Source organism: Streptococcus australis (assembly GCF_019930045.1).
Lineage (GTDB): Bacteria > Bacillota > Bacilli > Lactobacillales > Streptococcaceae > Streptococcus > Streptococcus australis_D.
Map to the genome: position 1 here is coordinate 32421 of NZ_JAHZQQ010000009.1, position 17710 is coordinate 50130.

At 42.8% G+C, this 17710-nt stretch carries 30 protein-coding genes and 1 pseudogene; 3 read left to right on the top strand and 28 right to left on the bottom strand.

Going from position 1 to position 17710, the window contains the following annotated elements; genetic code table 11:
• Nucleotides 1–7: 7 nt before the first annotated feature.
• The 23 genes from K1J10_RS03240 to K1J10_RS03345 form a co-directional block, all read right to left on the bottom strand.
• The gene (locus K1J10_RS03240; protein ID WP_223355856.1) at nt 8–1306 is read right to left on the bottom strand and encodes a PBSX family phage terminase large subunit; all 1299 of its coding nucleotides are present in this window, start codon (nt 1304–1306) and stop codon (nt 8–10) included.
• A complete protein-coding gene (gene terS / locus K1J10_RS03245; protein WP_223355857.1) occupies nt 1275–1958 on the bottom strand; it encodes a phage terminase small subunit in 684 nt (227 codons plus the stop codon). The genes K1J10_RS03240 and terS overlap by 32 nt, the downstream gene beginning before the upstream one ends.
• A 125-nt stretch (nt 1959–2083) precedes the next feature.
• Nucleotides 2084–2518, bottom strand: coding sequence for a DUF1492 domain-containing protein (locus tag K1J10_RS03250; RefSeq protein ID WP_223355858.1), 435 nt, complete (start codon nt 2516–2518; stop codon nt 2084–2086).
• Between the two features lie 77 nt (nt 2519–2595).
• A complete protein-coding gene (locus K1J10_RS03255) occupies nt 2596–2910 on the bottom strand; it encodes a hypothetical protein (protein WP_223355859.1) in 315 nt (104 codons plus the stop codon).
• Nucleotides 2897–3154 (bottom strand): hypothetical protein, encoded by a 258-nt coding sequence (locus K1J10_RS03260; protein WP_223355860.1) that lies wholly within the window; start codon nt 3152–3154, stop codon nt 2897–2899. Before K1J10_RS03260 ends, K1J10_RS03255 begins: the two co-directional genes overlap by 14 nt.
• Before the next feature lie 10 nt (nt 3155–3164).
• Entirely contained in the window at nt 3165–3587 is a 423-nt protein-coding gene (locus K1J10_RS03265; protein WP_223355861.1) for a DUF7448 domain-containing protein, read from the bottom strand.
• Nucleotide 3588: 1 nt separating this feature from the next.
• Nucleotides 3589–3891 carry a DUF1372 family protein gene (locus tag K1J10_RS03270; RefSeq protein WP_223355862.1) on the bottom strand — a complete coding sequence of 101 codons (303 nt, stop codon included), beginning with the start codon at nt 3889–3891 and terminating at the stop codon, nt 3589–3591.
• Nucleotides 3892–3900: 9 nt separating this feature from the next.
• The gene (locus tag K1J10_RS03275; RefSeq protein WP_223355863.1) at nt 3901–4413 is read right to left on the bottom strand and encodes a RuvC family protein; all 513 of its coding nucleotides are present in this window, start codon (nt 4411–4413) and stop codon (nt 3901–3903) included.
• Nucleotides 4410–4742, bottom strand: coding sequence for a hypothetical protein (locus K1J10_RS03280; protein ID WP_223355864.1), 333 nt, complete (start codon nt 4740–4742; stop codon nt 4410–4412). Before K1J10_RS03280 ends, K1J10_RS03275 begins: the two co-directional genes overlap by 4 nt.
• Before the next feature lie 17 nt (nt 4743–4759).
• The gene (locus K1J10_RS03285; RefSeq protein WP_223355865.1) at nt 4760–4969 is read right to left on the bottom strand and encodes a hypothetical protein; all 210 of its coding nucleotides are present in this window, start codon (nt 4967–4969) and stop codon (nt 4760–4762) included.
• A 9-nt stretch (nt 4970–4978) separates the two neighbouring features.
• The gene (gene ssb / locus K1J10_RS03290) at nt 4979–5482 is read right to left on the bottom strand and encodes a single-stranded DNA-binding protein (RefSeq protein ID WP_223355866.1); all 504 of its coding nucleotides are present in this window, start codon (nt 5480–5482) and stop codon (nt 4979–4981) included.
• A gap of 20 nt (nt 5483–5502) precedes the next feature.
• Nucleotides 5503–5889, bottom strand: coding sequence for a hypothetical protein (locus K1J10_RS03295; RefSeq protein WP_223355867.1), 387 nt, complete (start codon nt 5887–5889; stop codon nt 5503–5505).
• Nucleotides 5870–6205 (bottom strand): hypothetical protein, encoded by a 336-nt coding sequence (locus K1J10_RS03300; RefSeq protein ID WP_223355868.1) that lies wholly within the window; start codon nt 6203–6205, stop codon nt 5870–5872. Before K1J10_RS03300 ends, K1J10_RS03295 begins: the two co-directional genes overlap by 20 nt.
• A gap of 2 nt (nt 6206–6207) precedes the next feature.
• Nucleotides 6208–7236: a DUF1351 domain-containing protein gene (locus tag K1J10_RS03305; protein WP_223355869.1), complete on the bottom strand. Its 1029-nt coding sequence runs from the start codon at nt 7234–7236 to the stop codon at nt 6208–6210.
• 9 nt (nt 7237–7245) lie between these two features.
• Nucleotides 7246–8031, bottom strand: coding sequence for a phage recombination protein Bet (bet, locus tag K1J10_RS03310; protein WP_223355870.1), 786 nt, complete (start codon nt 8029–8031; stop codon nt 7246–7248).
• Complete coding sequence (locus K1J10_RS03315; RefSeq protein WP_223355871.1) at nt 8028–8207, bottom strand: hypothetical protein; 180 nt, start codon at nt 8205–8207, stop codon at nt 8028–8030. Before K1J10_RS03315 ends, bet begins: the two co-directional genes overlap by 4 nt.
• A gap of 3 nt (nt 8208–8210) precedes the next feature.
• The gene (locus tag K1J10_RS10705) at nt 8211–8342 is read right to left on the bottom strand and encodes a hypothetical protein (RefSeq protein WP_263285377.1); all 132 of its coding nucleotides are present in this window, start codon (nt 8340–8342) and stop codon (nt 8211–8213) included.
• Nucleotides 8343–8352: 10 nt separating this feature from the next.
• A complete protein-coding gene (locus tag K1J10_RS03320) occupies nt 8353–8613 on the bottom strand; it encodes a hypothetical protein (protein ID WP_223355872.1) in 261 nt (86 codons plus the stop codon).
• A complete protein-coding gene (locus tag K1J10_RS03325) occupies nt 8613–8885 on the bottom strand; it encodes a hypothetical protein (RefSeq protein WP_223355873.1) in 273 nt (90 codons plus the stop codon). The genes K1J10_RS03320 and K1J10_RS03325 overlap by 1 nt, the downstream gene beginning before the upstream one ends.
• A gap of 271 nt (nt 8886–9156) precedes the next feature.
• The gene (locus tag K1J10_RS03330) at nt 9157–9537 is read right to left on the bottom strand and encodes a transcriptional regulator (protein ID WP_223355874.1); all 381 of its coding nucleotides are present in this window, start codon (nt 9535–9537) and stop codon (nt 9157–9159) included.
• 9 nt (nt 9538–9546) lie between these two features.
• Nucleotides 9547–9705 (bottom strand): BOW99_gp33 family protein, encoded by a 159-nt coding sequence (locus tag K1J10_RS03335; protein ID WP_181877640.1) that lies wholly within the window; start codon nt 9703–9705, stop codon nt 9547–9549.
• A 64-nt stretch (nt 9706–9769) separates the two neighbouring features.
• Nucleotides 9770–10501: a phage antirepressor KilAC domain-containing protein gene (locus tag K1J10_RS03340; RefSeq protein WP_223355875.1), complete on the bottom strand. Its 732-nt coding sequence runs from the start codon at nt 10499–10501 to the stop codon at nt 9770–9772.
• A gap of 12 nt (nt 10502–10513) precedes the next feature.
• Entirely contained in the window at nt 10514–10753 is a 240-nt protein-coding gene (locus K1J10_RS03345) for a helix-turn-helix domain-containing protein (protein WP_223355876.1), read from the bottom strand.
• A gap of 184 nt (nt 10754–10937) precedes the next feature.
• Here K1J10_RS03345 and K1J10_RS03350 point away from each other — a divergent pair, with 184 nt between their 5' ends.
• The 3 genes from K1J10_RS03350 (at nt 10938) to K1J10_RS03360 (ending at nt 13516) form a co-directional block, all read left to right on the top strand.
• Complete coding sequence (locus K1J10_RS03350) at nt 10938–11690, top strand: XRE family transcriptional regulator (protein ID WP_223355877.1); 753 nt, start codon at nt 10938–10940, stop codon at nt 11688–11690.
• Nucleotide 11691: 1 nt separating this feature from the next.
• Nucleotides 11692–11892 (top strand): hypothetical protein, encoded by a 201-nt coding sequence (locus K1J10_RS03355; RefSeq protein ID WP_223355878.1) that lies wholly within the window; start codon nt 11692–11694, stop codon nt 11890–11892.
• Nucleotides 11893–12070: 178 nt separating this feature from the next.
• Entirely contained in the window at nt 12071–13516 is a 1446-nt protein-coding gene (locus K1J10_RS03360) for a recombinase family protein (protein ID WP_223355879.1), read from the top strand.
• Nucleotides 13517–13579: 63 nt separating this feature from the next.
• Here the strand turns inward: K1J10_RS03360 and comGB are convergent, their stop codons facing one another.
• The 5 genes and pseudogenes from comGB to K1J10_RS03385 form a co-directional block, all read right to left on the bottom strand.
• Nucleotides 13580–14611 (bottom strand): competence type IV pilus assembly protein ComGB, encoded by a 1032-nt coding sequence (gene comGB / locus K1J10_RS03365; protein WP_398577087.1) that lies wholly within the window; start codon nt 14609–14611, stop codon nt 13580–13582.
• Nucleotides 14544–15485: a competence type IV pilus ATPase ComGA gene (comGA, locus tag K1J10_RS03370; protein WP_223355880.1), complete on the bottom strand. Its 942-nt coding sequence runs from the start codon at nt 15483–15485 to the stop codon at nt 14544–14546. Before comGA ends, comGB begins: the two co-directional genes overlap by 68 nt.
• A gap of 104 nt (nt 15486–15589) precedes the next feature.
• Nucleotides 15590–15967 (bottom strand): DUF1033 family protein, encoded by a 378-nt coding sequence (locus K1J10_RS03375; RefSeq protein WP_006595139.1) that lies wholly within the window; start codon nt 15965–15967, stop codon nt 15590–15592.
• Nucleotides 15968–16174: 207 nt separating this feature from the next.
• Nucleotides 16175–17278 (bottom strand): glycosyl hydrolase family 8, encoded by a 1104-nt coding sequence (locus tag K1J10_RS03380; protein WP_223355881.1) that lies wholly within the window; start codon nt 17276–17278, stop codon nt 16175–16177.
• A gap of 8 nt (nt 17279–17286) precedes the next feature.
• Nucleotides 17287–17634, bottom strand: a pseudogene (locus tag K1J10_RS03385) (glycosyltransferase family 2 protein); the annotation flags it as partial.
• Between the last annotated feature and the right edge of the window lie 76 nt (nt 17635–17710).

Consider the following 17710-nt stretch of genomic DNA (forward strand, 5'->3'; position numbering starts at 1 on the left):
AGCTCCTTTAGGCTTTCAAATCTAGCTCCCTAGCGTTATCTAAGACAAAGTACTTGAACTCATCTACCGTGTGGTCATCTTCTTTGATAACCTTAGGCTCATCCGTATTCAGTGACTTGTCATCATAGCGGTACATCTTATGCTCCTCAACAAATACCTTGTTAGCTGGGATGTCAAGGTAGTAAAAGCGTCCCTCAGCTAGTAAGCTGATAACCATGTCAATCATGGTCTGATTTTTCTTCTTGGCTACTGGGTGCCAGCGTTCGCCATAATCTTTGAAATATTGATTTCTCAAAGCACCCTCAGCACTATCAATAGTCATCTTGAGCTTTGGCACTCTGTAAGTCTTCATGACCTTGTCTATAAAGTCATGTATCATCACTGAGAGCTCACTAGGTGCCTTTTTAATCGTCTTGCCAGCTGGGCTATAGTAGAAAGTATCAAGCAAGATAACATTACCTTTAGCGGTAAGCCCATAAGCCCCACAAGCTGTAGCTGATTGCTGGTGTCCTGTATCCAGGGCAAATGATATACCTATCACCTTGTCATCATCAGGGAGGCTCTCTAGCGGCTTAAAGTAGTTCATGTTGTAGACATGATTACCAAGCCCTATCACCTCTCCTAGATACATCCAGCGGTAATAGTCAGGGTCAGTCTCCTTGTACCTGGCTATCTTTGCTTTCATCTGCTTAGACAAAAAGCCTAGCTTGTCATCAAGATAGGTGCTGTGATGTATGAGATAAGTTGGATCTCCTGCTTTCTCTGCTACCCATTCATTTATCCAGTCGTAAGGGTTGCGTGGTGGGTTGTAGGTGAAATAGACCTTGACCTCTTTGCCATTAGGCAGCTCTTGACGGATAAAGGTATCCTCAACTATATCAATGTCCTCACGCCCTGCAAACTCTGCCAGCTCCTCAAACCATACAGCCATGACATAGCCTTTAGCTATCTTCTGTGATTTGAGTTTCATGGGGTCGTCTACACCGTAGAAATAGAACGCTGTGCCCGTCTTCTTGTGAGTGATTTGTAGCGGTGACTTTCCAAAGTGAAACTGATTAGCTAGCCCCATCTCATAGATTGCCCACCGTATCTGTTCATAGACGGACATCCTCAGGTACTTACCAACCTTGCGTAGTACTACCACATTACCTAGAGGGTCACTGATAAAGCTGTTCACTAGGTCAATAGACACCACAGAGGACTTAGTAGAGGCACGCCCACCCTTTAGCACCACATGGCTCTTGAGGGTGTATAGGACGCTATCAAATACTGGGTTAATCAGCTTCGCTAGGTTCAGTATCGCCATTGTACTCACTCCTATCAAATGCAAATCCAGTAATGACTGTGTCATCCTCATCATTAGAGCCTAGTTGAGCCTTGAGGTTATCAATTCTCAGGCGTTGCTCCTCTGTAACCAGCGGTGACCGTGTCAACTCATCATAGGTCTTAATCATGCCTTTAAGCTCTGACTGCGCCCTTGCTATTGCAGCTAGAGCCTTGCTTTGCTTATCCCATGCTGTATGATGTTCATAGCCTGTGCCAGCCTTTCCTGTGCTTGTGACAAAGGTGCTGGTATCTTCTATATCCTGGACAAATAAAATACGCTGAGCATGCAATAGATTAGCATAGGTCAGCGTGATGTTTTCCCAGAGTATATCTATAGGCTGTTTCTCTGAAACCTCCTGAGCTATCTCATAAACCTCTTGAGGCAGATACTTAGCAAACAAGCCATGTTTGAGGGCGTTGGTGTTTCCTTTAGGTGCTCCGTGCCCGTCTGCATTCTTATTCCCTTTGGGTGCACCTCTTGGGTTTTTGGGTGCACCCTTTTTGTCACGGCTCCATTTGTGCCTACGTTGCCATGATTTGACTGTGTTAATTGAGACATCATGCTTAGTAGCAATATCTTTGTACTTCATGCCTGCCTCATAGTCTTTGCGTGCTAGTTCACTTTTCTCCATGCCCTCCTCCCTGCTTTGTTTGTTTTGACAAAAAGAAAAGGGTAGACACTTCATAGGTGCCTTACCCTTAATTCTTGATACTACCATTCTAACAGATTTTAGACTTCATGCCTGTACAATCACTATCATTTACTATCATTTACTATCAATTCTGTAAGAATAACATCAAGCTCATTCACTGCCTGCTTTTTCAAGCGGTAATAAGTGGGTGAGCTCATGCCTCCCATACTGTCACAGATGTCATCAACATACATTTTATTGATGTACGTCATCCTCAAGATAGTTCTGTGCTTTGGATTTTTCAGCTTGTTAATCAGCCTACCAAGTTCAAGTTTCCTGTCAATAACTTCCTTGGTATCTTGCTCTATTGCCTCTTTCATCACAATAAGCCGAGTATAGACATCATCAACTTTTTTAGCCTGACCGCCCTTGACTTTGTCTGCTGTCCACTTCGGGCTTGAGAGCAAACCTGCCTCAAGCTCATTGATTTCATCTATACGGCTTTGAATGTCCATATCAAGATTTTGTAGCTCATTTAGGAGCTCTTTAGCCTTGTTCACTCTCCGTCTCCTTTATGGTATAATAGTTTTTGTCAGAAAACTATAGCTGAGGCAGAGAGTGCCTTGGCTTTTTTGTTTTACCAGGTAATATGTATCTTCTTATCAGAGACATATTCCTGCCCTGTGAATATGCTTTTAGAATGAGTTAATTGATACCCGACTGAAAACCCCTTTCCAAGCCGCTCTCTTAACATTTCTAGTGTTCTTGTGTCGTCTAATCGACGCTGGAGATATTCGTCCTCGGCTGACATTACATTGATTAGATAACCCGTATATCCCTTTTGCGCTGACACCTTAATTTTATGCTCAAGGTCGTACTCTTTAAAGTAGCGCTCGAACCACTTAGCGTGACTTTCTGAGCTTAATTCCTGAATTTCGTCAAACAATGTCATTCTTCAATCCCAACCTTTCATTATTCAGCATGTAGCCCTCTATGGTAATCTCCTCAGGGCTGTCCGTCCAGTTCTTCATAATTTCTACTTGATGAGTGAGAGAGGTAATGATGTAAAACTTACCATACTTGTCTTTGACAGTAGTAATGCTTACTTGCCTCTTTTTCTTCTGCTCTTTCAAACTCTCATCATAAGCCTTGGAGAAAGCCCTAGTAAACATCTTCTTACGTTGTCGCTTGTTCATTGGTTGCCTCCTACGCTTTCACTACTGGGAAATGAATGTCCCCAATCACTAGAGAGCCTACGCTGTAGTAATAGCCGTTATGCTCTGCTTCACAGTCGGCAATGGCTACAGGGTTCTGATTGTGGAAGATAGTTACTTTGTTTTTATAACCTACTCCCCAATGGTCAGGGATTTCTTTAGGGTTGCCAATTTCAACATCAGTAATCACAGCGTCAAGTGATACATCTTGAAACTCCCCGCCTGCTGAGGCACAGCAATCACTTTCAGACATTTCAATAGTGACCCTTGTGCCATCTTCAAGCTGTAGAAAGTCTTTGTCCCATTTCACGATACGCTTGTAGAGTAACAACTCTTTAAGTTCTTCTAATGAGCCATATCTGGCATTTTCCCAATCAGGCTCGTAGTAGTTTGGTAGTTTAATAGTTTCTGTCATCTTAATTTCCTCTTTTCTTCAAATACTCAGGAATGTCATCACCAACTTTGAGGCTTTCATACTGTTCCTTTGTCACTAGAAACTTGCCGTAAGCCCCAGCGGTGACTGTGTAGCGTCCCTCTATGATTTCCTTATCTGTGATTTGTCCTGCCATCATACCGCCTGCATTATCGACGCTGTGGATGATGATAGGCTGCCGTTGTGGAGCTTCATCATCAAAGAGTACGGCTGTTGCGACACCACCAGCAAAGAAAAGCATACAGATTAGCCCTAAAACTGGGCTATACCTCTTTAGTTCATCCATTCCATGACCTCAATTTCTATGACTTTCTAAGTCTCCAAAATCCTTACCAAGATTGACAAAATAAGAACCAATCAAGATAGCGTCTGCCTCATCATCTTTTACTTGTTTCTTGAATTCTACGGATACGGTATCTACAGCCTGTTTCTTCATTGATTTTTTACTACGGTCTTTATAGCTGAACTTCCAATATTTTCTCCATGTAGACACGTTGACAAAATATATATCCTCTGCCAAAAGACGACCTAAGATAACCCCTGTTGCAATCCCTATCTTAATTGATGATTGTTGATTAGGACCCATTACGGTATTTTGCTCAATAACAATAGACTCAAAAGGCTTGTCGTGTTGCTGGATAGTTCTGAGCTGGATAGTTTTAAGCTCGCTAGCCATAGCCTTTGCACGTTCGTAGAATGATTTTTGTTTAGGTTTACTAACTCCACTCTGGAGCAAGGTTGAACCATCATAGATAGCCCAACCAGTCCCAGTAGTAGAGACATCAAGAGATAATGTCAGACTACTCATGCTAGCTCCCCTCTCATACCACAGAGGTCAAAGAGGTTTTGTTTGTTTAACTCAATATATTCAAAGAATGCTTGTAGTTCGGCAAGTTTTCTTTTGTCTTTCTTGACACCCAGGCTGCTGTGATACTCAGTAGCCTCATTAGGTACAGCCCTAATATCTAACCAGTAAAGAGGTTCAAAGACATCCCCATTTTCATCAAGAGACGGCTCTGCGTCCTGGTTGCGAAAGACCATTTTTATATCATAATCAATCATGTTTTCTATCGTGATTTCTTTATCTTCAATCTCAATTACGATTGATGTTTTTGGTACGTTTATTTTTGTAATCATTGATGTTGTTTCTCCTGTTAAAAAAGTTTAGTTTGCAAGGGATAAACCTCACTTAGCGTAGTACCTGTTGCTTGGCAATCTTTTTCAATCGCCTCTAAGCACATCACAAATTTTACGCCGTTTTTGGGTTTGTCATAATGTGGATAAGTGTAGCCGTCATTTTCTATCTTGGATACAATCTCATCTCTATTTTTGGGTTCATACGTGACCCAGTCAGACCAATCCATCAGTGCCTCCTAAAATGGCAAGTCTGAGTCATCAATGTCCATAGGGTTTGAGTCCCCAAATGGAGACCTATAGCCACTTGATGAGTTATTAGCAAACTCAGACTGTGTAGAGCCTCCAGAGTGCCAGTTGCCACCTTGTGAGCTGTTTCCATTTTGGAAAGAGTTCCCTTGGCTCTGCTGGCTACCTTGGCTGTTACGGCTTTCTAGCAAGGCTACACTATCTGCCACAACCTCTGTCACATAGACACGTTGACCTTGTTGGTTTTCGTAGCTCCGTGTCTGGATACGCCCTGTGATACCAATTAGGGAGCCTTTGCCACAGTACTCAGCAATGATGTCAGCAATACCACGCCAGGCTTGAAAGTTGATAAAATCAGCCTCACGCTCTCCGTTTTGGTTCTTGAAATTGCGGTTGACGGCAAGGGTGCCCTGCAATGCTGAAACATTGCTAGGGGTCTTGCGTAAATCAGGAGCAGCTGTTAGCCGTCCTACCAGTGTAACGTTGTTAATCATCTTTCTTGTCCTTTCTAGCGCTACGTTCGCCGACTAGATAGCTCTGTTAATTGATTGGGAATTTGTAAATTAAACCCTGGAGCGTCTTCGTGCATGCCAATATCAATCCGTTTTGGTTCTGAAACATCATAACCTGCTTCACCGTATTTTTTTGCTAGTTGTTTCAGAATTAAGCCGACCACCTCAAGGCTTGCCCCACTTATTCCATTTAGAAACAGAGGGCCTCTTCCTGACCAGCGTGTTGAATTTGGTACACCAACAACAACCGAAAAACCTTTATACGTTTCGTTGTCGTCTAAAACAGTCAATTCAATCCGCCTATCTATTTCTTTCTCTGCGATATTGACAGATTTCTGAATGGAGTTCTTCTCCTGCAATTTTTTTAGTTCACCCATTGTTATTACCATCGTTCCCTCCTGGATTTTTCCACCACTCAAGCAAGTCATCCTGATAGTCCTTGATAAATTGCTCAAACTCTCCAAATTGTAGGATAGCCCAACGTAAGCGGTGCATATCCTCTCCACCTCTTGAGCAAAAGCCGCTGACTCTGAATATTGGGATAATGCTATCCACAATTTCCTGGGTGAGACTATCAATATTGAGCAATGGCTCCAGCTGATAATCAAGGTCTAGGATAAATTCATCTCCTAGGTCATGAATGACTTGTAGCCTCTTGCCATCTGAATAGATGGCAATATTGTCTGTAACTTCTCTAATTTCCATGACTACCACCCACACTGTTCATTGAGTTGTTCCTGAGTCAATGGCTCAATACGTTGATAGCCGCTGACTTGGTAATTTTGCTTGTGCTCAAAACCAAGCTGACTGAGTCCAACCTTAAAGCGGTCTTTGTCTGCTGTATCCTCAAAGTAGACCTCAAGGGTCATTTTTTGAGTGTATCGTTTTGAGTCATTCTCAGCCCCTCTAAGGGCGTTCTGATTATTTTGGGATAATTCCCCACTCTCCAAGATTTCGCCTGTTTCTGGGTCAAATTTTGGGGTCTCCGTTGATTTCTGTGCTTGTTCCTCCTCTTTAGCTTGCTGAGCCGCTAACTGTCGCTCTCTTTCTAGTCTAGCCTGCTCAATTTCTTGCTTTTGTTTTTCAAAAGCGTAGTCAGACTTGATTTGCTCCAGGACTTCTAGCACTGTCAAATCTCGTAACATACGGATATAAGGCTGGTCAGTCATGCCGTACTCAGCACATTGCCCTGAGATGGTCGCCTTAGCTTTCTCGTATTCCTGTTGCTTTTGAAATTCAAAGGTAACCATGTCATCAAGGGATTTCATTGTGACTTTCTTCAAGGTCATGCCGTCTGCCATAAAGTCACCAGCTTTGATGTATTCAAGAGCTTTTTCATCAAATAGCCTAGGGTCAAGCATGTACTCAGAGGCTTTGTTAGCTAGATAGCTCTTAACCGTGTCCAATCGGACAGCTTTCTGATGTTCTTCAAACTCTTTGACATCTGTAGCAATTTTATCAATCGTGTCATCAAGAGGCTTGCCTGTCGTTTTGATGTAATCGTCAAACTCATCAGCGGACTGTGACAGTTCACGCTTGATCTTGATACGCTCATCAGAAATCTGTTTCTTGAGCTTGCGTAAGTCCGCCAGTACCTGCTTGTCTTCCTTGATGGTTCCAGCTGTAACCGTGTAATTCTCGTACTTAGCTACAACCTCATTGATATTCTGCTCAAATTTCTCGCGGTCAATGATTTCAACTTGAGCCTGTGTTACTTTTACCTGTAATTCTTGCATGTTATCCTCCTAGTATTCTAGTTCCCCGTCATCCAATAGCTCGCCTTGTACTGGTTCCTGAGGTGGTTCAGGGTTTTCATCTGCTGTATAGGCTGTTTCACTCAGCTTGCCTTGTTCGGCTAGCTTGGCTTGCTGTGCTTTAGCCTCGTTGAGTCTACGCTCTAAGATTTCCTCACGGCTCTCCTGAGGTTGTGGGGTAACATCACGGATACGGTCAAAGGTCTCACCGCCGTCATCTTCCGTGTACATATTGCTCAAATCCTCTGGGAAAGCCTCACGTAGAGCGTTGACAAGCGCTGTTTTTCTAATCATGGTAGCTGGCATAGCGTTCCAGGTGCTTTGTTTCTTGTCGTATTCCTCACGACTGACAAAGATTTCCACTGGTACCTTGAAATTTTTGCGGTACACTCTAGCCCATCCGCCTACAAGGGTGTCACCAGGCAACATGAGAGCCCCTTTGCGTTCGTGCATAACACCCTCATCATCAACGGTTACCACTCCAGCCTCAAAGCCCTCATAGTTTGGATTTTGAGCAGCACGCTTGAGAAATGCCTCTTTTGAGACAATCAGGCTGAACTCAGTCCCACCGCTCTTTTTCTTGTAGGCGACAATATAGACCTCGTTTGCCAGAGGGTTCAGGTTACGCCCTTTGATAAGAGATAGAGCTTGTCCTACTTGTTTCTCTGTCAGTAGGTTCTGTGGGTCAAAGTAGCGTTTGACATCTTGAAATGTCCATACACTGGTATCAATAGCAATATCTCTCTTGTTTTGTGTTGATAGCTGATTATTAGTCATCTTCTTCTCCTTTTGGTCTGTTTCATGTTCCGAATCTCACGTCTCAGCCGTTTGTTTTCCTGACTAAGTGAGATAATCTTGTCTTGTTGCTCGTTGACGATTTCGCCCATCTCATAGCAGAGCCCCTGGTATCGTTTACGCCAATAAGCGTCATCTTCGTAGCATTGTATTTCCATAGGCTACTCATCTCCTACATAAATCCATTGACCGCCTCTGAATATCCATTCATCAGGGTCACGCTCCTCACGCTCTACGGGAGGCTGTAAGTAGTCACGGTCATAGTCAAAGGTGCCAAATAGTCCTCTGTCCATGTTCTACCTCCTAGCCCACTTGGCTCTCATAGACATCAATCAGACGCTGTTGAGTGGCTACGGTGTCAGCGTAGCGTCTACGGTCACGCCCTAGCTCCATGTTTTCCTCAGATAGCTCTCTCAGTAGAGCGTTCTTCTGTCTGATGACTTCTTTTAGCTCACGGTTTTCAGCTTGCAGAGCTCTCATCTCAATTAGGTTGCTACCCTCTTGAGTTGGTTCAGTCGTTGTAGGCTCTTCCAGCCCTAGGAATTGTTTCAATAGGTTCAGCATTAGTCTTCCTCCTCTTCTTTGTTGTCTTTGCCTGTTAGGTTCTCCTGAATAGCTTTCTTTGGTTCCATACCCTCTAGAACATCAGTGATAGCGTGTGACACCTTGTGAATGGTATCCATTGTGTTCTTAAGCAAGCCGTCCTCATCAGGAAGTCCTACGACTTTCAGAGTGAACATGCCAAACATGGCTAGAGTGTGTAGCTCCTCTTGTAGCTTTTCAATGTGTTCAATCTTCTTTTGCTGGTCTAAGATAATTCTGTCTTTGTCAATCATGTTTTTTCTCCTGTGGATAAGTTCTGAAAGAACTCTATATTATTCTTTCTAGTATTATTAGTTTGTTGTCGGTTAGTACTTATTTTTTATTAGTGCCGTTAGGCTCTGGATTGTTGTTTAATTAGTGTGCGTAAGCACTGGATTGTTATTATTTAGTTATTGTTATTACTTAGTTATTATTAGTGTCGGATTTTTCAACTTTTGAATTATTCAACTTTTGAACTTTTCAACTTTGTAAAATTCAACTTTTGAACTTTTCAACTTTGTAAAATCAGTAAGTTGTAAAATCATCATCATTATCACCTGTGGATAACTCTTTCTCTAAATGTCTCACCCAGTACTCCCAGTAACTATCAGTGATGGGGATGTCTTGTATTAACGGATAATTCTGTATCCCTTTGCCACGCCCTAGGCTCTTACGATATACACGGATATAGCCCGCTTTTTTCAGTTCCTCAAACGCTGCTCTGTGAGCGTCCCTGCCGTTCTTAGACCGCTGAGACAACTCCTCTAAGTAAGGTCTCCAGGTTTCCTTGTTAGTCATCAGCACCCATAACAACCCCTTAGCTTGTAGGCTCAGCTTGCTGTTTTGAGCTGAATGGTTGTTCATCTGTGTGTAATTTTCGTGAGTGTTTCGCTGAATGTATTGCATACCTCATAGTCAAGCCCCTTTCCGTAGCTTTTCTTTGTGATAACCTATGATGATGTCATAGTAGATGTGACCAGCTGGGATAACGTAGCCCGTCAAGTCGTCAACTTGAGAACCATCTGCCATAATGTTCACTATGCGTGGCTCCCATTTCTTTTTAACTGATTTCATGGTATAATTACCTCGTAAAGTATTTTGCTAGTCCCTGATTGCCGTCAGGGGCTTTTTTGCGTCCTTAACCTGGTAGATACTCCTGGTTAAGAAACTTGTTGATGAAATATTGCTGACCTTTGCCAGTGACAAGTGGTGTCTTGTTTACTGTGATATGCCCGTCTGAGTGAGTAATGCTGGTCTCTTTGACCCTAATCAGTCCAAGCTCAACGCTTTTCTGAGTAGGCATGTTCCAATCACGACCCTTACGCTTGATAAGGTAGCCATGGTCACGTAACCAGCTAAACAAGCGTGTAGCTCCTACCTCTACTCCATTCTGTTTGAGCAGTTTTGCCAGCTCTCCAACTAAGATAGATGTGTGGCTAGCACTCACAGCGTCAGCAAACAGAACCTTAGGACGGTCAGCCTCAATCTGAGCCTCTAACTTGTGGACTTTCTTGTCTGCCATGAGTAAGGCTCTTGCCATAATCTTCTCAGGGCTGTTGTAGTCCTTTTCAACTTGGATAAAATAGGCTCTGACTTCTTGCCCCTTATCTGTCTTAGACATCATTGCTAAGTGTTTAGCTGTATCTAAAGTTAAAGCGTAGTCATCCAAATATTGAGTGTTGCCATTTCCACCTTTAACGGGTGTACCTCCAGGTACGCCTGTAAAATCGTACCCCTCTACAAAACCTTTGATATTTTGCTCAAACCAAGCGCTAAACCTCTTTTTAACTTCTAAGGTTTGATGTAGTTGCCTAGCTGATACAATAGGCTCCTGCTTTTCATTAAGCGTTACATTGATAAGTTCATTCATAGCGTCTCCTTTCTACGCTAACAAGTGTTCCTTTTCGGGAACGTTATCTTCAAAAAAAATAGTTATCTTCTCCATAGGTAGACCAAAAATTAAAGTAATCTTTGCTAATTCGTCAGCACCAATAGATACAATACCATTCTCTCGCTTTGCGTAAGGTGTACGTGTTTTCCACCCCATGCGGTGAGCTACTTCATCTTGTGTCATACCGCTTGCGATACGCTCAGCTTTCAACCGTTTCAAGTTGATTGTCATACCGTGCTCTCCTTTTTGATTTTTTAGTTCCCGTTTTGGAACGATTTTATTATAACTCTACTTGTTCCAATTTGTCAACCCTTTTTATCAAAAAAATATCAAAAAATGTTTTTTATCGCTCCTCTTGTATATTTTCGGGAACGGTGGTATAATAGAACCATCAAAGTCAGAAGAAAGGAAAAACATGAGAACTAATGATGAAATCATTTCACTTATTCAAGAGAATATAGATGAAAAAGGGTTGTCAATGAGTGAGTTTGCTAGACGTGTAGGGATTGCAAAATCCACCATGTCAAGATACTTCAACAAGACAAGAGAGTTTCCTCTCAATAGAGCTGATGATTTTGCAAGAGTTTTAAACATCACTCCTGAGTACCTACTGGGTATCCAAAAAGAGAGTAATGTAGACCAAGCTGAAATTATCTCAATCTATAACAAGCTAGAACAGCCAAGACAGGAAAAAGTCCTAGACTTTGCCAAGGGACAGCTTGAGGAACAAGAGAAACCTGAGGTAGTTTCTATTTTCGATAAGCTCAAAGCAGAAGATGACGAAGACTACATTACTGATTATGTCGAGGGATTGGTAGCTGCTGGTCATGGAACATTTCAGGAAGACAACCTGCACATGGAGGTAAGATTGAGAGCCAATGATGTTCCTAACGAGTATGATACTATTGCTAAAGTAGCTGGCGACTCAATGGAGCCGCTTATAGAAGATAACGACTTATTGTTTATCAAGGTTACTAGTCAAGTAGATATCAACTCAATCGGTATCTTTCAGATAAATGGAAAGAACTTCGTCAAGAAGTTAAAAAGGGATTATGACGGATCCTGGTATCTTCAAAGTCTAAATAGTGGGTATGAGGAAATCCACTTGTCGGAAAATGACGACATCCGTACAATTGGAAAGGTCGTAGACATTTATCGGGAGGGATAACATGAGTATCGAAAGTAGACCAATGGAAGTGATTAAACACAACCTAGATTGTCAATGTCATAGAAGAAGAGAGTGGATTAGAGTCAATGATAAATGGCATGCTATCGAGTTTTCAGTGGATGATCCAAACGAACCTCCTATGACCGAAGAAGAAAAGGCCAACGTGGCCTTAATTCTTCAACAACACTTACCGAAAGAGTAAAAACAACTGTTTCTAAAATAGAAATAGTTGCAAACAAAAAAGCCCCACGCTCTCAAACTTTGGCGAGTCTGAGCGTGAGGCTAGTGGCAAGAAAAACTTTTCAAAAGAGGCTATCTTTTGAGATGTTTTCTTGTACCCATTTTATCATTTTTCAGAGAATTTTAAAAGAGGTACAGCAATGATAACAACAAATAAGGTGGCTATCTATGTCAGGGTATCGACAACAAACCAGGCAGAGGAGGGCTACTCTATTGAGGAACAAAAAGACAAGCTCTCTAGCTACTGCAACATCAAAGACTGGAGCGTCTATAAAATCTACACAGACGGGGGCTTTTCAGGCTCTAATACTAAACGCCCTGCCCTGGAGCAACTCATTAGGGACGCTAAAAAGAAACTCTTTGATACTGTCCTAGTCTACAAGCTAGATAGGCTGAGCCGTAGTCAAAAGGACACACTCTACCTAATTGAGGATGTCTTTTTAGAAAATAAAATAGACTTTGTCAGTCTGCTAGAAAACTTTGACACCTCTACCCCATTTGGTAAGGCTGTGGTGGGTATTCTGTCAGTCTTTGCTCAGCTTGAAAGGGAACAAATCAAGGAGCGTATGCAACTAGGCAAGCTAGGGCGTGCCAAGTCTGGTAAGTCCATGATGTGGGCTAGAACCTCCTACGGCTACGACTACCACAGAGAGACTGGGACGATGACCATCAACCCAGTACAGTCTCTAGCTATCAAGTTCATTTTTGAGCAATACTTGTCAGGGCGGTCTATCACCAAGCTCAGAGATGACCTAAACGATAAGTACCCTAAGGAGATTGACTGGAACTACAGGGCTGTCAGAATGATTTTAGCTAACCCTGTCTATTGTGGCTACAATCAATACAAGGGGCAAGTCTACCCTGGCAACCATGAGCCTATTATCACTGAGGAAGATTTTAACAAGACCCAGGAAGAACTCAAAATAAGACAGAATACAGCAGCTGAGAAGTTCAACCCTAGACCATTCCAGGCTAAGTATATGCTGTCAGGTATAGCTCAATGTGGATACTGTGGAGCACCGCTTACAATCACGCTAGGTACTATACGTAAAGACGGTAGCCGTAACATCCGCTATCAGTGTAAAAACAGGTTTCCTAGGACAACAAGAGGGGTGACCACCTACAACGATAACAAAAAATGTGACTCACGTTTTTACGAAAAGGCAGATGTTGAGGAGAACGTGCTCAACCAAATCAGCAAGCTACAAGAGGACACCAGCTACCTTGATGAACTATTTTCTGACAGTGAGGACAACGGTATAGACCGTGACAGCTATCAGAAACAGATAGAGGAGCTGACAGCCAAGCTGAGCAGATTGAATGACCTCTATATAGACGACCGTATCACACTAGAGGAGTTACAGAGACGGTCTGCTGAGTTTACTCTCATGAGAGCAACGCTAGAGGCTGAGCTGGAAAATGACCAGGCGCTAAAACAACAAGAACGAAAAGACGACATGAGAGAAATCCTGAATAGGGAGGATGTCCTGAGCATGGACTATGAGGGGCAAAAAGTGGTAGTTAGGGCTCTAATCAACAAGGTACAAGTGACATCTGAGGAGATTGTCATCAAGTGGAAAATCTAAGAATTTTACTATCCTACATCTCAATCAGAGTAAAAGCTTTTACTTTGAGTGTACGCAATGATTTCATAAAGGAACCTCCAAATTTTCATAAATTGGCAGCAACATGGCTGCATAGAGCAAAACAATCATAAGAGCAACAAAGACAAAGACCAGTGGTTGGACGACATTCATGGCCTTGTTCAAACGATGGAAAAAGCCAGCCCAGGTCTTGTCTGCATAGATTTCCAGCTCACTACCGAGCTTGGACTTGGCCTCCCCATATTCAATCATGAGGGCCAGCTCTCGTTTAAAGAAAGGATAGGTCTGAATATGGTCAGAAAAAGACCTGCCACGAGCCAATGCCCGTTCTAAATCCTGTCCAATCTCTCGAAAGAGACGGGAACGTTGCCCCTGCATCACAGGGAAAATTTGATTCAGCTCCAACCCTTGGGCAATCATACTTCCCCATTCTCGAGCATAAAAAGCTGTCAGATAATCCTGTAGGAAGGGGCGAAGAAAAGGAAGTCTAGCCAAATATGAAACCAGGGCCAGCCGTTTGGCACGACGGCCTAGGAAAAGGAGCATCAAAACTCCAGTCGTCAGCACCATACTCCCTAACAAAACATACTGGGGAAAGACACTAATCAGTCGTGTCGCCCCATTTTGATTCTCCAACTGAGGCAAGAGATAATTTTTCAGCCCCAGCATAATCAAGATCAAAAATCCCAACAAGAGCACGGGATAGGTCGCCACCTCAACTAGTTTCTTTCGAACCTGGGCCAAATTTTCCAGGTAGCTACGGATTTTTTCCAAACTTAAGGTGACATTTCCATGCTGCTCCGCTAGTGCTAATTGAGTCGTTACCTGATCGGAGAAACCTAGATCAGAGAGAATGGCTGACAGGGGCTTTCCGTTAGCAAGTCCAGCTTGCATTCTTTCAACAAAATTGGCTTCTACCAATTGACTGCGCCGAAGAAAGTCGATGACCTCTGATAGATGAAAGCCACTACTGTAAAGATTGTGAAAGAGCTCAATGACATGTTCTTGCTTAGCAATCGATAATTTTTTCGGCTTGCGCCTGATCCAGCTCAATATGTCCCGCTTCATAAAGCGCATCCATTTGTTGGTTCCACTGTTGACTGGAGTGGTTTTGGTAATCTTGGATGGCAAAGTCAGTGACACCTCCTCCCTTTATCAAACGCTGGTAACATATCCCTTGAAGGACAATCCGTAAATCCTCCTCACTCACCCCCAACTCCAAAAGGCGTTCGTAAACCCCAGGAATACTCTTGGCATGGATGGTAGAAAAGACCGTCACACCTGTCAGACTAGCCCGGATAACTGCACGAGCTGTCTCCGTATCACGGATTTCTCCGATGAGGAGGAGATCCGGGCGATGGCGCAGAGACAGTTTAATCAAGCTATCATAGGTCATGCCAATTGCTTCATTGAGCTGCAATTGCAGCATCTCTTCTTGCTTAATTTCTACCGGATCTTCAATCGACATGACTTGTTGCCCCGAAAATTTTTTCTTGGCTAGGGCATGCATCAGTGTTGTCTTCCCCGATCCGACTGGACCCGCAAATAAGTAGAGCCCCCGCTTACTCACCTTCTCTTCTAGCTCTTGAAGTTGGTCAAACCAGAAACGGAGCTCTCGGTCCTCATTGTGGAGCAGGCGAATAACCAAACTCTCATATCCCCTATAGTCTCCCACAGTAGACAAGCGTAAGGACAAGACCTTATCCCCTAGAGAATAGTCACAGGAGCCCAATTGACTCCGGCGCCTTTCCCCCACATTCATCCCTGCCATAAACTTAAAATGGCTGATGACCGCTACCATTTGTTCTTGCGAATAGGTCTCGACAAAGCGTCGCTCATCCCCAACCCTTAGAAAGAGCTGATAGTCTGACGCTCGAGGAACAAAATAAATATCCTGAGCTTCGGCATTCGATGCCATTCGAATTATGGATTGTGCAATTTCTTGAACCATATTTCCTCCTTTCACTATATAATTCGCAATTAATTGGCCAACTAGCGCTGGATTTAGAAAAAAGAGCAAAAAAAAGAAACTCAACTGCACATTGAATTTCTCTTCTATAGATTATTGCTCTCGTAGTCTAGCTTACAAGAGCGATGAGCCGTGTGGGCATTCTCTTTTTCGTAACCTGGACGACGCTTGCTTCTCGGAATCTTCTGATCGTTTTCTAACAAGGCGACTGAATGATATTGTTGCACGTATTCCGCACACTCTTCACACCAGCGCTGATCCTCAGGATCCCAAAAAATCGTCATTAAATCACTTCTACTTTTAAATAATGGAGATTGCTCTCTTAAAAGTAACCATTGGCGTTTGTAGTATTTTAGGGCTTCATAATAGTCATCAAAACTCTGACTAGTGACAATGTCCTTCTCCCAATCTTCTAAAAACCACCAGGGTTCGTAATCCCCATACATTTCAATTACTTGATACATATTTCTCTCCGTCCTTTGTATCCAATATTATATATAAAATCCTTTGATAATAAAAGAATTCTGCTTATGAAAGAAAAATACAGTAAATTTTCCGAACATTTCCATACTTTTCTTTCAAAATCTCCCCTTATGGAGGAGAGACAGGCTATTTTTTGACAAGAAAAAACTGAGAAGCCTAAAGTTCTCAGTTTTTCAAATGATGATCCGTTAGAACAATTGAAGGGCAATCATGGTTGTCATGGTTGCATCATAATAATTTTCTGTCGACAGATCTTGCATAAAGATAAACTTGTTCTGCTGCACCAACTTGAGATAGCCATCTCCATTTTCAGCTGCATAAGATACCGGAGCAATGAAGCTAGCGGATTGGTACTGATGAAGGGCATTGCCTTTCAGATCATAGCCTGCATAGATATTTCTCTGTTTCATAAAGAAGTCCAGCATCTTCTTGGCCAATTTTTGACTGGTCTTGTCCTGGCTTTGAGCCAAGTTGTATGGCAGACGACAAGCGTTGTAAGAATAAGCACCATCATACTTGGATTCGATGGTATCCGGATCCGCTACACGCGCCCCTTGTTCATCGACCCACATAAAGTCTGGTAGAAGGCCTGTCTTAGTTTTCGAACTGATGGCATCAAGCTGGGCCAACATCTTCTCTTTAATACTCAACCATTGTTCATTTCCAGTCAACTCATAGAAGGATTGGAAAAAAGATGGAAGGGTATCAGAAGTTCTCATCAAGTGATAGAATTCGGAATCTTGATCGGCCCAATTCCCAACTGTCAAGACACCCGTTGTCTCATTGTAGTTGTACTTGAGGATGTCTTCCAAGATAGCCTTGGCTTGATTTTGATAGCCTTCACCTTTCTCAGGCCACTGTTTTGCAGCCTCCATCAAAGCATAGGCAATATATAGATCGCCATCCGTCGCGTTTTGATGCTCAGATGAAAGCTCCCCTTTTTTGATGGTTTGTTTCCAAGCCATCAATTGGGTATCATCTAAGCGATTATTTTGATAATACCGATACAGACGGTCAAAATCCTTTTGGTCGGCAAGGTCTTTCTTAGCCGCCTCTACTGTGATCAGCATGCCATAACCTTGCGCTTCTGACAAGACAACCGTTTCTTGGTCGCTATTGGTCGTACGAACATAGGACTGTTTTCCATCCGTCACAAGGTAATGTTCCGTCCATTGACGATAGAGGCGGTTCCGCATCTCCACCTTGCTTCTTGTCCGAGCCAAGAAGAGGGTCAAACAAAAGACTGCCAGGATGACCACAAACCATAAATATTTCATTTTTTTTGTTCTCATAAGTCCTCCTAACCAGCAAACCGTTTCGTTTTCACCCACTTGGTTCCTTCACGGTGAAGCAATTTATCCATGATAATGGATGAAATCGAATCAATCGAAACAATGATAAAGAGTTGGGAATAGCTAAAGTAGGCTGCTAGGGCCAACCAAATCTGTTTCACCGTCGCCTGACCAAACTGAGAAGCCATGGCAATGTTGATTTGCAACAAATATAAACCAATCATCAGCACCCAGTTAAAGAGCATCAATTGGGCAATGTAGATATTTTCCGAGTCAAAAGCAAAGGGAATCTGTACGCCTGGAGCGAAGAGATGGATAAACATGGCAAGGACGTTGGCAAAGAAAATCAAATCAGGGTAGTGTACAATAAGTTGTGTAAACACAAAAAGGAATAAATCCTGTATAGTAGAGTTGCAACACATTTACTAGAAA

What these genes read in the sequence shown, in the direction of transcription:
- K1J10_RS03240 (WP_223355856.1), bottom strand. Translation starts at nt 1,306, where the DNA reads ATGGCGATACTGAACCTAGCGAAGCTGATTAACCCAGTATTTGATAGC.
- terS (WP_223355857.1), bottom strand. Translation starts at nt 1,958, where the DNA reads ATGGAGAAAAGTGAACTAGCACGCAAAGACTATGAGGCAGGCATGAAG.
- K1J10_RS03255 (WP_223355859.1), bottom strand. Translation starts at nt 2,910, where the DNA reads ATGACATTGTTTGACGAAATTCAGGAATTAAGCTCAGAAAGTCACGCT.
- K1J10_RS03260 (WP_223355860.1), bottom strand. Translation starts at nt 3,154, where the DNA reads ATGAACAAGCGACAACGTAAGAAGATGTTTACTAGGGCTTTCTCCAAG.
- K1J10_RS03265 (WP_223355861.1), bottom strand. Translation starts at nt 3,587, where the DNA reads ATGACAGAAACTATTAAACTACCAAACTACTACGAGCCTGATTGGGAA.
- K1J10_RS03270 (WP_223355862.1), bottom strand. Translation starts at nt 3,891, where the DNA reads ATGGATGAACTAAAGAGGTATAGCCCAGTTTTAGGGCTAATCTGTATG.
- K1J10_RS03275 (WP_223355863.1), bottom strand. Translation starts at nt 4,413, where the DNA reads ATGAGTAGTCTGACATTATCTCTTGATGTCTCTACTACTGGGACTGGT.
- K1J10_RS03280 (WP_223355864.1), bottom strand. Translation starts at nt 4,742, where the DNA reads ATGATTACAAAAATAAACGTACCAAAAACATCAATCGTAATTGAGATT.
- K1J10_RS03285 (WP_223355865.1), bottom strand. Translation starts at nt 4,969, where the DNA reads ATGGATTGGTCTGACTGGGTCACGTATGAACCCAAAAATAGAGATGAG.
- ssb (WP_223355866.1), bottom strand. Translation starts at nt 5,482, where the DNA reads ATGATTAACAACGTTACACTGGTAGGACGGCTAACAGCTGCTCCTGAT.
- K1J10_RS03295 (WP_223355867.1), bottom strand. Translation starts at nt 5,889, where the DNA reads ATGGTAATAACAATGGGTGAACTAAAAAAATTGCAGGAGAAGAACTCC.
- K1J10_RS03300 (WP_223355868.1), bottom strand. Translation starts at nt 6,205, where the DNA reads ATGGAAATTAGAGAAGTTACAGACAATATTGCCATCTATTCAGATGGC.
- K1J10_RS03305 (WP_223355869.1), bottom strand. Translation starts at nt 7,236, where the DNA reads ATGCAAGAATTACAGGTAAAAGTAACACAGGCTCAAGTTGAAATCATT.
- bet (WP_223355870.1), bottom strand. Translation starts at nt 8,031, where the DNA reads ATGACTAATAATCAGCTATCAACACAAAACAAGAGAGATATTGCTATT.
- K1J10_RS03315 (WP_223355871.1), bottom strand. Translation starts at nt 8,207, where the DNA reads ATGGAAATACAATGCTACGAAGATGACGCTTATTGGCGTAAACGATAC.
- K1J10_RS10705 (WP_263285377.1), bottom strand. Translation starts at nt 8,342, where the DNA reads ATGGACAGAGGACTATTTGGCACCTTTGACTATGACCGTGACTACTTA.
- K1J10_RS03320 (WP_223355872.1), bottom strand. Translation starts at nt 8,613, where the DNA reads ATGCTGAACCTATTGAAACAATTCCTAGGGCTGGAAGAGCCTACAACG.
- K1J10_RS03325 (WP_223355873.1), bottom strand. Translation starts at nt 8,885, where the DNA reads ATGATTGACAAAGACAGAATTATCTTAGACCAGCAAAAGAAGATTGAA.
- K1J10_RS03330 (WP_223355874.1), bottom strand. Translation starts at nt 9,537, where the DNA reads ATGCAATACATTCAGCGAAACACTCACGAAAATTACACACAGATGAAC.
- K1J10_RS03335 (WP_181877640.1), bottom strand. Translation starts at nt 9,705, where the DNA reads ATGAAATCAGTTAAAAAGAAATGGGAGCCACGCATAGTGAACATTATG.
- K1J10_RS03340 (WP_223355875.1), bottom strand. Translation starts at nt 10,501, where the DNA reads ATGAATGAACTTATCAATGTAACGCTTAATGAAAAGCAGGAGCCTATT.
- K1J10_RS03345 (WP_223355876.1), bottom strand. Translation starts at nt 10,753, where the DNA reads ATGACAATCAACTTGAAACGGTTGAAAGCTGAGCGTATCGCAAGCGGT.
- K1J10_RS03350 (WP_223355877.1), top strand. Translation starts at nt 10,938, where the DNA reads ATGAGAACTAATGATGAAATCATTTCACTTATTCAAGAGAATATAGAT.
- K1J10_RS03355 (WP_223355878.1), top strand. Translation starts at nt 11,692, where the DNA reads ATGAGTATCGAAAGTAGACCAATGGAAGTGATTAAACACAACCTAGAT.
- K1J10_RS03360 (WP_223355879.1), top strand. Translation starts at nt 12,071, where the DNA reads ATGATAACAACAAATAAGGTGGCTATCTATGTCAGGGTATCGACAACA.
- comGB (WP_398577087.1), bottom strand. Translation starts at nt 14,611, where the DNA reads ATGCGCTTTATGAAGCGGGACATATTGAGCTGGATCAGGCGCAAGCCG.
- comGA (WP_223355880.1), bottom strand. Translation starts at nt 15,485, where the DNA reads ATGGTTCAAGAAATTGCACAATCCATAATTCGAATGGCATCGAATGCC.
- K1J10_RS03375 (WP_006595139.1), bottom strand. Translation starts at nt 15,967, where the DNA reads ATGTATCAAGTAATTGAAATGTATGGGGATTACGAACCCTGGTGGTTT.
- K1J10_RS03380 (WP_223355881.1), bottom strand. Translation starts at nt 17,278, where the DNA reads ATGAGAACAAAAAAAATGAAATATTTATGGTTTGTGGTCATCCTGGCA.